This window comes from Streptomyces cyaneofuscatus (genome assembly GCF_042718795.1).
GTDB classification, from domain to species: Bacteria; Actinomycetota; Actinomycetes; order Streptomycetales; family Streptomycetaceae; genus Streptomyces; species Streptomyces cyaneofuscatus_A.
This window is the reverse complement of the sequence record NZ_JBHXOX010000025.1, coordinates 23,498-36,929: the sequence shown is the minus strand read 5'-3', so window position 1 is coordinate 36,929 and position 13,432 is coordinate 23,498. Positions and strand designations below refer to the sequence as shown.

The window sequence follows — 13,432 nt, the reverse complement described above, 5'->3', positions numbered from 1 at the left end:
CCGTCCAGGGAAGAGAGCCGCCGAGGCATAGGAAGAAGGAGCGGCATAGGGAGAGAAGCTCCGTACGGAGAGGAGCGGCGTACGGAGAGGAGCCGGAACCCGCCGCTCAGGCGCGGTTGTGGCGGTGCCGATGGGCGAACTGGCCCTCGGGGTCGTCGAAGTAGGTCCAGGGCCAGCCGGTGTAGGCGCCGTCGAGCGCGCGGAAGACACGCCGGACCGTGTGGGCCTCGTCGGCGATCGACAGGGCCATGGCGAACATGCCGAAGTCGTGCTGCCACCCCGGACGCCGTACGTAGGCGGGGTTGAGGATGCTGTGGTCGGCCGCGTCGCGCAACTCCGCCCGGATGTCGTCGGTTCCGAGGATGTCCGCGTCGTCCGACTCGACCCACTCCTCGATGGAGGCCATGGCGATCACGCAGCCGAGCGGATGCCCCTGCGGAGCCCGCCCGAGCGCCTCCCGGGCGAACGCCAGCGCCTCCCCCGGCTCGCCGCCCCACCGGGGCTGCAACTGCGACACCCGGTCGATGTGGACCTCCAGGTCCAGCGGATCACGGCGCAGGGCGGCGTCGAACCGGGCCCGGTTGACGTCCTCCCCCAAGGACAGCCCCCGCCCGGAGGTGAGGAGCCGGCTCCACGGGGTGACCCACGAGGGCTCCAGCTCCGCGGCGGCCAGGAGCTGTTCCTCCGCCAGCGCGAGCCGCTCGCCGAAGACCTGCCACTGCTCCCGGGTGACATCGACGGCCCGCGCGGAGGTACGCGCCTCCCACCCCCAGCTGACGTGCCGCGCCCCGGATATCAGGAGGGCGGCCGCCCGATGCGCACCGTCCTCCCCTCCCACGGCCCGCCCGATCCACTCCTCCACCCCGTCCACCTCGGCCAGCTCGGCGAGCACGCGGTGGTCCCGCCCGATGTCGAAGGCCCCGAGCGCGGCTTTGACGCCCTCCCACTCCCCGGCGTCGGCAGCCTCGACCAACGCGAGCACCCGCCGGTCCCCCAGCGCCCGGAGCGAGTGGGTCCCGTTCTTCCGCTGACGCGCGGCGGGCAGAGCGTACGGATCCTCCGCCGGTCTCTCCCCACTCCTGCCGAACAACTTGCCGAGCATGCCGCGCCCTCCCCGGATCCCGCGTGATCGTCGGGTGCAGCATAAGGGGGCCCTAGGACCCTGTTTCCACAGGGTATTCACAGATACTTCACGCTTACGCGTACTGACTGCTGCTGCTCGCGGCCCGGACGTCCACCCTCACCGACCACTTCTGAGAGAAGACCCCATGAAGCACGAATACGAAGCGGAGTTCCTGGCCGTGGACGTCGCCTAGCTCCAGAACAAGCTGGGCGCACTCAATGCCGTCCAGGCATTCCCCCGCACGCTCCTCACCCGCAAGATCTTCGAGAACGACTCCCTCGACGGCGGAGCCTGGATCCGCCTGCGGGACGAGGGCACCCGCTCGACGCTCACGCTCGAGCAGGTCACCGACGCCACGACGATCGACGGCACCAAGGAGATCGAAACCGAGGTCACCGACCTGCACGCCATGGCCGACATCCTGCGCCGGGTCGGCCTCAGCGAGGTCCGGTACCAGGAGAACTACCGCGAGGAATGGCGCCTGGGCGAGGTCGCCTTCGACTTCGACACCTGGCCCGACCTCCCCGCCTTCCTGGATGCAGCTATGTGAACCCTTCGTGAAGACACACAGCCTCTCTGTGTTGGCTTCGTGTTTAAATCGTTGATCGATTGAACTATTGAGCATCGTGTCCGGCGGCGCTCCTCGAACGCGGGGGATCCGCAGAGCACGGTACGGCGGGGGATATGGGGGATGTATGACGGAGCGAATACGGTTCAGCCTGCTCGGACCGCTGGAGATCGAGGTGGACGGGCGCCCTGTGCGGGTGAGCAGCGGCCGGCAGCGGGCGGTGCTGGCGATGCTGCTGATCTCTCCGGACCGGGTCGTTTCCGTGGACGCCCTCACCGAGACGGTATGGCAGGGGACGCCGCCCGCCACCGCTCGCAACCAGATCGCCATCTGTGTCACCTCACTGCGCAAGACGTTCCGGGCGGCGGGGGCGGATGACGGGCTCATCGAGACGAGCCACCCCGGGTACATCCTGTCCTCGCGGAACTGCCGGATCGATCTGAAGGAGCTCGGCGAACTCATCGGGCGGGCCCGCCTCGCTGCCGCGCACGACGACCGGGCACCGGAGGCCACCGAACTGTTCGAGCAGGCCCTCGGGCTGTGGCGGGGGCAGGCCCTGGAAGGCCTCGGCGGGGGCCGGATCGACGACACGGCCACCGAACTCCACGAGCTGTGGCTCGACGTGAACGAGGAGTACGCCGCCCTCCAGCTCCGGCTCGGCTGGCACCGGCCCGTCGTCGCGCGGTTGACGCCCTTGGTCAGGGAGCACCCGCTGCGCGAGCAGGCCCGCGCTCACCTCATGCAGGCGCACCACCTCGCAGGGAGGCGCGCCGAGGCACTGCAGCTCTACCGGCTGGGCCGCGAGGCGCTCGTGGAGGAACTGGGAGTGGAACCAGGTCCCGCGCTGCGGGAGATGCACCGCCGGGTGTTGCAGGAGGAGGACGGACACGGCGCCGCTCCGCGCGGTAAGGCCCCGGCGGTACCAGCGGCTCCGGCGGTGGCCGCGCTGACGTCGGGGGCGTCGGTACCGGCCCAGCTTCCGCTGCCGGCGGCCGCCTTCACCGGCCGCGAGCCCGAACTGGCGACACTGGACCAGCTGCTGCCGGGCCAGGACGACGGGGTGCTCGCCGTCGCCGTCGTGTCCGGGGTCAGCGGGGTCGGCAAGAGCGCCCTGGCCGTGCACTGGGCGAACCGGGCGGCCCGGCACTTCCCCGACGGGCAGCTCTTCATCGATGTCCACGGCTACCGCGAGGACGACCGGCCCCTGTCGCCGATGACGGTGCTCGACCAGGCGCTCCGCGCGCTCGGGGTCTCCAGCGCCCAGATACCCGCGGGGCTGCCGGAGCGCTCGGCGTTGTACCGGTCCGTGCTGAGCGGCAGGCGGTTGCTGATCATCCTGGACGACGTGCGGTCCTCCACCCAGATCAGACCGCTGCTGCCCGGGCGCGGCCAGTGCGTCGTCCTGGTGACCAGCCGCGACCAGCTGGACGAACTGGCCGGGGACTACGCGGCCGTGCACATCCCGCTGAAGGTGCTGACACCCGACGAGGCCGACCGGATGCTGGCGGCGGTGATCGGGGCCGAGCGGGTGGCCACGGACCCCGTGTCGGCAGCCAGGCTGGTCGAGCTGTGCGGACGGCTCCCGCTGGCGCTGCGGATCGCGGCGGGGCGGCTCGCCACCCGCCCGCACTGGTCACTGCACCAACTCACGTCCCGTCTGGAGGACCGGTTCAGCAGGCTCGACGTGCTGAGCCCGAACGACGGCGGGGTACGGGCCGGATTCCAGCTCAGCTACCGCGAGCTGTCCCCGGAAGCGGCGCAGCTGTACCGGCGGCTGGGTCTCCTGCCGGTGACCACGTTCACCGGCTGGATGGGAGCGGCGGTGCTCGACGTGGGCGTGCACCGGGCCGAGGACCTGATCGAGCAACTGGTCGACGCGCAGCTGCTCGAGGTGTCGACGCCCGGGGCCGGCACCCTGCAGAGCCGCTTCCGCATCCAGGAACTACTCCGGCTGTTCGCATGGGAGCGCGCCCACGTCGAGGACGGCGAGCAGGAGCGGGAGGCCGCCGTGGCGCGCGCGTTCGGCACGCTGCTCACCCTGGCCGACGAGGCCCACCGGAGGCTGTACGGCAAGGGCACGCTCATGCCGCACCGGGCGCGGCACGCGGTCGCACTGCCCGGGACCACGGTGGCCCGGCTGCTCGCCGACCCGATCGAGTGGTTCGAGTCGGAGCGCACCACCGTCCTCGGCCTGACCGGGCATGCGGCCCAGAACTCGGCGCTCGGACACGCCTGGGAGCTGATCGCGCGGACGGTCCCGCTGTTCGAGACGCGCAACTACCTGGACGACTGGGAGCAAGCGGCCCGGGTGTCCCTGGAAGCGGCGCGGACCGCCGGGGACGGCCTGGGCGCGGCGGTGATGCTGCGTTCGCTCGGCACGCTCGCCATCACCCGCCGCCGGTACGGCGATGCGGAGGAGCTGCTGTCACAGGCGATGGAGCTGCTCGACGGGCGGTCGGCGGACGGCAGCGGGGAGCGGGCGCTCGTGCTGCGCAACCTCGCCCTGTGCGCCCGCTTCAAGGGGGATCTGGACGGGGCGGCCCACTTCTGCCGGTCCGCGCTCGACCACTTCGGGCACGGCGACGATCTCGCGGAACGCTCGCACGCGCTCGGGCTGCTGGCGCAGATCGAGTTGGAACGGGGCGATACGGAGGCGGGCATCGCGCTCACCCGGGAGGCGATCAGGTCGGGCGAGGCGGCCGGGTCCGTGCGGGGCAAGGCCCAGAACATCTACCGGCTCGCGGAGGCATATCTGCGGGCGGGAGAGGTACGGTCGGCCGAGGAGGCGTGCCGGGAGGTCGTCTCCCTCACCCGGGTGCAGGGTGACAGGCTCGGTGAGGCGTACGCGCTGCGCGCCCTCGGCGAGACCCAGTGGCGCCAGGACCGGCCGCACGAGGCGGAGGCGACGCTGAAGGAGGCGCTGGCCGTGGCGGAGGAGGTCGCGGACCGGTTCCTCCAGGCCCGTACAGAGGTGGACCTCGCGTGCGCGGAGGCCACCCGGCGGGGCGCGGGGGCCGTGAGCCGGCTCCGCCGGGCGCGGGAGGTCTTCCGCAGGATGGACGCCGGGAGCTGGGAGCGCCGGGTGGGCCGCGCGCTGGACAGGGTGGTGGCCGGCGAGCGGGAAGAGGTCGTCGTGGAGGCCACGGTGCTCGCCCGGGAGCTTGCCGCCCGGTAGACGGGGCGGGGCGCGGGGGAAATCGGGGTGAAAGGCGGGCTTCCTATGTTTGGGGGATGAGACGCCTTGGGGTAGACGTGGTTCCGTTCCGCGGGGTGCGGGTCGGCGCGGGAGGATTCCTCGCCTTCGACGAGTGGCCCGCACTGTACGGGTACGAGTGGGGCGGCGGGCGGCGCGGGATCATCGGTGCGGTGCGGCTGACCGGTGCGGTGGTGCCGCACGAGGACGTGGCGGCTCAGGCCGTGGAGGAGCGGGTGGCGTTCCTGCGGGCGGGGCGCGCACAGCTGGAACCGGTGCTGCTCGGGTACCGGGGCGGCGACGGCGGGGCCGCCGGGGTGCTGGAGCGGACCGCGCACGAGGTGCCGGCGCTGCTGGACGCGTGGGACCCGGACGGCGTACGGCACCGGCTGTGGGCGATCACCGGCCGCGCCGACCAGGAGGCGGTACGTGCGGACCTCGGTGTCCGGCAGGCGCTGATCGCGGACGGGCACCACCGCTGGGCAACCTACCGCGAGCTGCAGGAGGTGGACGCGGCGGCCGGGGAGTTCGGGCTGGCGCTGCTCGTGGACACCGGCCGCCATCCGTTCGCCATGGGCCCCATCCACCGGGTGCTGCCCGGGCTGCCGCTCCGCGACGCGCTGGCGGCGGTCGCGGGCCTCTTCCGCGTTCGGCGGCTGCCCGGTGGCTGCGTGGAAGCGCTCGAAGCGCTGGACGGACGGGCGGCGGCTTTGGAGGTGCGGGGCAACGCCTTCGTGGTCACGGACGGGCGGGCCTTCCACCTGCTGGACGCGCCCGCCCCGGAGTTGACCGGGCACACAGTGCGTCACGACCGGCCCGCGCGCTGGCGGGAGCTGGACGCCACGGTGCTGCGTGACACGCTGCTCGGCCACTTGTGGAAGGTGCCGGCGCACGACGCGCGGCAGGTCGGGCACGCGCACGACGCGGACGAGGCGGTGCGTCGGGCGGTCGGCGGGACGGCGGTCCTGATGCGTCCGGTCGGCGAGGACGTGGTGCGCGAGCTGGCGCAGGCCGGTGTCACGCTGCCCTGGAAGTCGACGTCCTTCGAGCCCAAGCCGCTGCGCGGACTGGTCTTCCGGATGCTGTGAGCGAGGTGGGGCCGGCAGGGGTGGGGCGGCCCGGAGGACGGGGCCGCCCCTGCTTCGCTCAGGCCAGTACCGGCACGGACCGCGTGGCCGTGGCGACAGTCCGGGCCAGGGCGTCGTTCGCGGCCAGGTGGCGAGCGCTCAGGCCGCCCGCCAGGAACAGTTCGCGCATCGCGGCACGCTGGATCTTCCCGCTGGTCGTCCGCAGTACGGCGCCGCGCCGGACCAGGGCGACCGCACCGGGCCGGACGCTGAACGCGCGGGTGATGTCGGCCCTGATCCGCTCCGCGAGCGGCCCGAGCGCGTCGGACCGTACCCCGCCGCGCACTTCGTGCACAACGACGAGCTGTTCGTCCACCTCGCCGTCGTCAGTCCTCACGGGTACGAGGAAAGCGGCACCGAACAGGCCCACCAGGTCCTCGTGGCCCGCACGCATGAAGTGCTCGATGTCCTGCGGGTAGATGTTGCGGCCGCGCAGGATGATCAGCTCCTTGATCCGGCCGGTGACGTACAGGTCGCCGTCGTGGACCGTGCCCAGGTCGCCGCTCCTGACGTATCCGCCGTCGCCCTGGGCGGTGCGCGCGCCGAAGGTCGCGGCGGTGGCCTCGGGACGGTCCCAGTACCCGCGGGCGACACTCGGGCCGCGCAGCCACAGCTCACCGACCCGGCCCGCCGGCAGCGCCGCCAGGGTGGCGGGGTCCACGACCGCGACGTCGTAGTCGAGGGCGGCGCCGCAGCTCACCACCGGGCGGCCCGGCCGGTCCGCGTCGACGGGGGAGAACGCGTGTTCCTCCAGGGCCGCTTCGTCGACCCGGGTGACGGTCAGCTCGCGCGGTCCGGTGCCGGAGACGAACACGGTCGCCTCCGCCATGCCGTAGCAGGGGAGCATCGCGTCGGCGCGGAAGCCGGCGGGCTCGAACCGCTCGCTGAACGCGGTCAGGGTGGACGCCTGGATCGGCTCCGAGCCGTTGGCGGCGTACCGCCAGCGGGACAGGTCGAGTGTGGCGAGCTGCTCGTCGGTGATCTGGCGGGCACACAGCTCGTACGCGAAGTTGGGCCCCGCCGACCAGGTGATGCCGTAGTCGTCGATGACCTTCAGCCACCAGTACGGGCGCTTGAGGAAACTCGTCGGGCTCATCAGGACGCAGGAGCCGCCGAGCAGCAGCGGCGGCAGCAGGATGCCGAGCAGACCCATGTCGTGGTACTGGGGTATCCACGAGCCGAAGCGGGTGGTGCGGTCGAGGCCGAACGCCCGGCTGAGACCGTCCGAGTTGTGCAGCAGGTTCCCCTGGGTGACCATCACGCCCTTGGGGTCCGAGGTGGAGCCCGAAGTGAACTGGAGGAGGGCCAGGTCGTCGTGGGTGACCGCCTCGGACATCACCCAGGCGTCCGCGTGCGCGTCGGTCAGCTCGGGGCCGTCGGTGACCAGGCAGGCGGGGGCGGTGTCCGAGGCGGCCGCCCAGTCGAGGACGGACGGCGCGACCGCCTCGCTGGTGAGCACCACGGAGACGGTGGCGCTGCGCGCGATGGAGTCGACGCGACGCCGCTGGTGGGCGTAGGCGCCCGGCAGCGACGAGGGGACGGCGACCACACCCGCGTACAGGCAGCCCACGAAGGCGGCGGCGAACTGGAGGCTCTCGGGGTAGAGGAGCAGGACGCGGTCGCCCGGTGTGCACAGCTCCTGGAGCCGGCCGGCGATCCTCCGTGCCTCGTGGTCGAGCCGTTCGTACGACCATCGCTCGTGGCTCTCCGGGCCCGGGGACGCGGGGTCGCGGACGAAGACGACGGCGGTCTCGCCGGGTGTGGCGGATGCGTTCTCGCGGATGCGGGCCGTGGCGCTCGACGCGGACGGCAGGGCGCTGGGCTGCCAGGACATGTTTCCCCCAAGGGGTCGGCTGGATCGGGTGGAGCGGGCTGGGCGGGGTGTACGGGGCCGTGGCGGCGGGGTCACCAGTCGTCGTCCGCGCCGAGGGCGAGCAGCGAGTCCAGCTCGCCCGCCCGCACCAGGGCGGGGCCGGTGACCGGCTCCTCGGGGTGGTCGACGGCGGCGGTGAGCAGCTGGACGTAGTGGTCGAGCAGTCGGCGCACCGTGCTCTCGTCGAACAGGTCGGTGGCGTAGCGGAAGACGGCCGTCAGGGACGTCTCGCTCTGCCGCATCTCCACCGAGATGTCGAACTGGCCCTCCAGCATGGGGACGTCGACGAAGGCGACATCGAGGCCCGCGTACCGGGTGGTGGTGCCGGTGGCAGCGGCCTCGGTGACGCGTTGCAGGAGCGGTTCCAGCCGGGTGGGCGCGACCATCGTGAACGCCATCCGCACCGGCGGGTTCCGGGTGCTGTACGGGTCCTCGCCCGCGAGCAGGGCGTAGGGGAAGGCGATGTTGCGCATCGCCGTCATCACCTGGCGCTGGGCCGCCCCCGCGGCCTGGGCGAACGTCGTCTCCGGTGTGAAGTGCGCGGGGACCACGAGGGTGTTGACGAGATAGCCGACGACCTGGCGCATACCGGGGCCGCTGCGGGTGGTGGTCGGGGTGCCGATGAGGAAGTCGCGCCGGCCGCCGTAGCGGTGCACCAGGCTCTGGAAGACGCCGAGCAGCAGCGCGAAGCCGGTGACCTTGGTCCGCCGGGCCGTCTCCCGCAGGCGCGGTACCAGCTCGTCAGGCAGCCGCAGTTCGCAGGTGGCGCCGTGCAGGACGCCCGCCTCGGCGGCGGCGCGGGGGCGGTCGGTCGGCACCTCGCCGGCCGGCGCTCCGGCGCAGAAGTTCTCCCAGAAGGCGGCGAGTTCGGCGCGCCGCGGGCTGCTCAGGACACGCTGCTCCTCGGCCACGTAATGGTCGAAGGTGCTTCTCAGCGGGGGTGGCGGCTGGTGCGCGTACAGGTCCAGGAGGTCCTGGAGGAGCAGCCACTGGGAGGTCGCGTCGGAGACGATGTGATGGGTGCACACCGCGAGGACGGCGTCCGTCGGGGAGCGGCGTACGAGGAGGGCGCGGGAGGTTCCCTCGGCCGTCAGGTCGAAGGGCAGCCTGCCGAACTCGGCGACGAGCTTGGTGAGGTGGTCGTCGTCGGTGGACTCCGGTACGTCCATGACCTCCAGGGGGAGCAGGGCGGGGGGACCGGGCACGCGCTCGGGGCCGCCGGGGCCCTCCGTGAAGGTGGAGCACAGCACGTCGTGGCGTTCGGCCAGGGCGTGCAGGGCCTGCCGCAGGCGGCTCTCGTCCAGGGCGCCGCGCACGCGCAGGGCGGCCTGGACGTTGTAGGCGGGGCTTTCCGGGGCCATCCGGTACAGGAACCAGAGGGCCTCCTGGCCCACGGACAGCGGTCTGCCGGGGGCCGTGGTCATCGCGGATCGGCGATCTGCGCGTGGATGTGGGTGGTGAGGGCGTCCACGGTGGGGTGGTCCCAGGCGAGGGTGGCCTCCACGACGATGCCGAACTGCTCCTCGACGTCCCCGCAGAGGGTGAGGGCGTAGACCGAGTCGAGGCCGATCTCCACGAGGAGGGCGTCGGAGGCGATGTCCTGCGGCGTCACGTCGAGGAAGTAGGCCACCCGCTCGGTGAGCCACTCACGGACCTCCTCCGGCGTCCGGACGGTGGTCGTGGTGGTCGTCGTGGCCCGGTCGGTGCTCATGGGTGCTCCTTGGTGGGTGGAAAGGTGGTGTGAGGCTTCAGGTCGCGGGCCGCCGGCGGTACGTCGACGGGCGCGGGTCAGGTGCGGGTGAGCGACAACGGGGTGTCGCTGCCGGTGAGGGAGTCGAAGAGGACGGCCTCGGTCTCCGGCGGGAGGACCGCGGCGTGTCCCAGGCGGGTCGCCAGGCGGCTTAGGGCGGCGGTCAGCCAGTGCGGCGACGTGAGGAACGGGTCCGCAGCGTGCTGGTTGTGGAACCAGATCCCGAGGCAGGCCGAAGCGGCCGCCAGATGGGCGTAGCGGTCGGCGAGGGCGTACCCCGCCCGGCCCGCCATCACCGAGGTGTCCGTGGGCCGCAGGGCGAGACAGCGCTCCCGCAGGTCCGCCAGGTCGGCGCGGAACAGGGCGACCAGACGGGCGGCGGCGTCCGGCAGGAGCTCCGCCACGCCCGGGTGGCCCAGCGTCGCGGTCAGCCGGTCGGCACCGCGCGCGGTGAGTTCGAGGGTCTGGTAGTCGATGTCGCCCAGCGGCGCGTCCAGCCGGAACAGGCCGGCTGGCGGGGTCTCGGCGAGCCCCCAGCTCGTGGCGGCCATCCGGGGCAGCTGCGGGAGCATCGTCGCCAGGCAGACGGAGGCGTTGGCGTGCGCGAAGGTGATCGCGGGCAGATCGCGGGCGAACTTCTGGAAGATCGCGTAACTGCCGTCCCGGAGGAAGGAGTTGGCGCTGAGGATCGCCCCTAGGTCACGGCTCGCCCGGTGCAGGAGCTTGGGGGCCAGGTATTTGTTGGCCGCCGTGAGGACGCTCGTCTGGCCGGGCAGGACGTGCAGCGCCCGGCAGGAGACCGTGGTGAGGGCGTCGGCGGCCAGCAGATCGGCGTACGCGGCGACCAGGGTGGCCCGCGCGTGCGGCAGGTCGGCGACCCGGCGCCCGTACAGCCGGCGCTCCAGGGTGAAGCGGGTCACCGTACGCAGGATCGTGTCGAAGGCGCCGGCCATCATGCCGGGGGCGACGGCGCGGGTGGTCTGGAAGGCGCGCAGGACGGTCTCCATGGCGCCGCCCACCGGTCCGATGTGGGCGTCGGCGGGGACCGGGAACGCGGTGAACTCGGCACCGCCGATGAGGCAGCCGCGCAGGCCCGCCGTGGGGAAGCGCTCGTCGCGCCGCACCCGGTCGGCGTGGCCTTCGGTGAAGTCCACGAAGACGTGCGAGTGGCTGCGGTTGCCGGGGCCCTCGCCGGTGCGGGCGAGCAGCACGACGGCGTCGGCGCGCCCGATGTTGTTGACGACCTGCTTGTGCCCGTCCAGCAGCAGCCGGCCGCCGTCGGGGGTGGCGGTGAGATCGGTGCGGGTGAAGTCGTTGCCGTGCGGGAGCTCGTTGTATGCGGCCGCCGTCCTGCCGCCGGCGAGCAGGATGTCGGCCATCCGGCGCTGCTGCGCCGGGCTGCCGGAGGTCCACATGGCCGAGCCGGAGATGTAGTTGGTGAATCCGTAGCCGAGGGCCAGCGTGGGGTCGCGGCGGGAGACCGTGCGCATCACGTGCATCAGGCGCTCGATGTCGGTGAGCCGGCCGCCCAGGCGGGCCGGTACGAACTCGGCGTTCAGCCCCCAGTCGTCGAGGGCCCGTTCGCCCTCGGGCAGCAGCTCGGCGCGCTCGTCGGCGGCCAGGACCGCGTGCAGGCCGAGCGGGTTGGCCGGGTCGTGCGGATCACCGAGGACGACTTCCAGGTCGGCCGTCGAGGGGCGGCCGGTGGTGGGTGCGGGGGCGGTCGGGGTCACGGCGTCTCCTGGAGCTGCGGTACGGCGGCGGACCGGGCGGGCCGCTCGGCGTCGTCCGCGGAGGGGGCGAGGGGGAAGGGCAGCAGCGAGAACATGCGCCCGCCGGTGTGCTGGTCGAGGAGGTGGGGCAGCAGGTCGTCCAGGACGGCCTCCTCGTCCCCGGTCCCCTCAGCGGGCAGCCGGCCCGGCGCCAGCCGGGCCGCGAGCCGGGCGAGACACGCCTCCAGCCAGAGGCCGTCGCGCCAGGCGCCCTCGGTGCGGGCGGCCCGGTTGTGCAGAAAGATCTGTACACAGGCCGCCGCGGCCGCGCACAGCGTGTACCGGTGGGCCAGGTCGAAGGCGTCGGCGGGCACGTCGCGGGGGGTGGGCCGGTGGGCCGCCATCCGCTCGTGGGTCTCGTCGGCGACCTCGCGCAGGTGCGCCGCACGGTCGGCCAGGGAGACGGGCACCGCGCCGGCGTCGGCCAGCACGCGCAGCGCGTCGGCTCCGGCGGGCAGCGACGCGGTGACGCTGTTGCCGCCCCGGGAGGTCAGGTCGAGCCGGACGGGATCGAACTCCGGTACCGGCAGGCCGAGGTCGGCGGCCGTGGCGAGCGCGTCGGCCTCGGTGCGCCCGGCCCGGTAGCCGCGGGCGAGTGAACCGAACTGGTTGATCAGGGCGTTGAGGTTGACCAGCGAGTTGCCGTCGAAGATGCCGACGATGCGGTGGTCACGCTCCAGCTTGGCGAACGCGCCGTGCGCGAAGTCCTCGCTGAGGAAGGACCGCGCGCCGAGGAACTGCCCCATGTCGGTGACCAGTTGGTCGACGGTCGCGGGCACCAGGTACTTGAGCGTGGGCGATGTGACGCTCATCTCCTCGGTGAGCGTGTGCACCCCGCGCGCCGCCAGGAGGGTGACGGCCTCCGCCGTGAGCAGGTCCGCGTACGCCTCGGTCAGGGAGCGTCGGGCCTGCGGGAGATCGATGAGGCGCTTGCCGTACAGCTGGTGCTCCAGGCCGAAACCGGTGGCGATGCGCAGCGCGTGGTCGCCCGCCCCGAGGGACAGCGAGGCGCACAGGGTGCGGGTGATCTGGAGGGCCCGCAGCACCGTCTCGATGCCGCTGCCCTCCGCGCCGAGCAGGGCGGAGGCGGGCACCCGCGCGCCGGTGAAGGAGATGCCGCTGATGTCGGCGCCGCGGATGCCGTGGGTGCGGGCGGCGGGCAGCGGGGTGTGGGTGCCGTCGGCGAGCGTGGACCGGTCGACGAGCAGCAGGCTGTAGCCCCGGGTACCGCCCGCGGGTCCGGTGCGGACGAGTACGCAGATCAGGTCGCAGCGGGTGGCGTTGTTGATCAGCCATTTCTCGCCGTCGAGCCGGTAGCCGCCGTCCGGGGTGCGGGTCGCGGTCAGGGTGCCGGACAGCAGGTCGCTGCCGTGCTCGCGCTCGGTCAGGCCCCAGGAGACGACCGCGCCGGCCGCGACCCGCTCGCCCAGGGCACGGGCCTGCTCGGCCGAGCCCGCGACCCAGGTGCTGACCGCGCCGAGATAGGTCTTGGTGTGCGCGATGGCGACGGTCAGGTCCCGCCGCGCCACCACCCGGACCAGGTGCAGCAGGTCCTCGTAGCTGTGCAGGGCGCCGCCGTGGCGGGCCGGCACGTAGTGCGCGGGCAGGCCCGCCGCGTCCAGGAGGCGCACCTGGTCGGCCGGGAAGTCCTCGGCCGCGTCCAGCTCGCGCAGCCGGCCCGGGAAGAAGGGCAGATCGGGGCGGGCGGGGTCGCCCAGCTCCCGGTCGAAAGCGCCGGCCAGCGCGTACGGAGGGTAGTCCGGTGCGGGCCGCGGCCCCTCCCGCGTCACCACGTCCTGGCCCTCCCCCTGCCCGATGCGTCCCGCCGCGGCCACACCCCCACCGGAAACGACGGTCCTCACGGAATCCACGACCTCACCTGAATCCACTGCCCCCACCTGAATCTGCGAACGGTTCACGGCTGTTTCTGATGACCTCAGTCTTGGCCAACAAGGGGCCCCTGTGGCGGTCCCGGGCTGTCAGGACCTTGCGGTGACACTTCCCTGCCATGGCCAAAACTGTTCCC

The 13,432-nt window shown here is 72.9% G+C and carries 8 protein-coding genes and 1 pseudogene; 3 read left to right on the top strand and 6 right to left on the bottom strand.

The window, feature by feature from the left end; genetic code table 11:
- Positions 1–106: 106 nt before the first annotated feature.
- Entirely contained in the window at positions 107–1,102 is a 996-nt protein-coding gene (locus ACFWRT_RS26625) for a tetratricopeptide repeat protein (RefSeq protein ID WP_380952197.1), read from the bottom strand.
- 226 nt (positions 1,103–1,328) lie between these two features.
- Between ACFWRT_RS26625 and ACFWRT_RS26620 the strand changes: the two are divergent.
- From ACFWRT_RS26620 to ACFWRT_RS26610, 3 genes and pseudogenes are all read left to right on the top strand, one after another.
- Positions 1,329–1,661: pseudogene (locus ACFWRT_RS26620) on the top strand (CYTH domain-containing protein); the annotation flags it as partial.
- Positions 1,662–1,818: 157 nt separating this feature from the next.
- The gene (locus ACFWRT_RS26615; RefSeq protein ID WP_380952198.1) at positions 1,819–4,866 is read left to right on the top strand and encodes an AfsR/SARP family transcriptional regulator; all 3,048 of its coding nucleotides are present in this window, start codon (positions 1,819–1,821) and stop codon (positions 4,864–4,866) included.
- Between the two features lie 56 nt (positions 4,867–4,922).
- Entirely contained in the window at positions 4,923–5,972 is a 1,050-nt protein-coding gene (locus ACFWRT_RS26610) for a DUF1015 family protein (RefSeq protein ID WP_380952199.1), read from the top strand.
- Between the two features lie 58 nt (positions 5,973–6,030).
- Here the strand turns inward: ACFWRT_RS26610 and ACFWRT_RS26605 are convergent, their stop codons facing one another.
- From ACFWRT_RS26605 to ACFWRT_RS26585, 5 genes are all read right to left on the bottom strand, one after another.
- Positions 6,031–7,845, bottom strand: a complete 1,815-nt coding sequence (locus ACFWRT_RS26605) for a fatty acyl-AMP ligase (protein WP_380952200.1) — start codon at positions 7,843–7,845, stop codon at positions 6,031–6,033.
- A 71-nt stretch (positions 7,846–7,916) separates the two neighbouring features.
- Positions 7,917–9,308 carry a condensation domain-containing protein gene (locus ACFWRT_RS26600; protein WP_380952201.1) on the bottom strand — a complete coding sequence of 464 codons (1,392 nt, stop codon included), beginning with the start codon at positions 9,306–9,308 and terminating at the stop codon, positions 7,917–7,919.
- Positions 9,305–9,595, bottom strand: coding sequence for an acyl carrier protein (locus tag ACFWRT_RS26595; protein ID WP_380952202.1), 291 nt, complete (start codon positions 9,593–9,595; stop codon positions 9,305–9,307). Before ACFWRT_RS26595 ends, ACFWRT_RS26600 begins: the two co-directional genes overlap by 4 nt.
- 77 nt (positions 9,596–9,672) lie before the next feature.
- On the bottom strand, positions 9,673–11,367 hold the full coding sequence (locus ACFWRT_RS26590) for an acyl-CoA dehydrogenase (protein WP_380952203.1): 1,695 nt from the start codon (positions 11,365–11,367) through the stop codon (positions 9,673–9,675).
- Positions 11,364–13,277, bottom strand: a complete 1,914-nt coding sequence (locus ACFWRT_RS26585; RefSeq protein ID WP_380952204.1) for an acyl-CoA dehydrogenase family protein — start codon at positions 13,275–13,277, stop codon at positions 11,364–11,366. The genes ACFWRT_RS26590 and ACFWRT_RS26585 overlap by 4 nt, the downstream gene beginning before the upstream one ends.
- Positions 13,278–13,432: the final 155 nt, after the last annotated feature.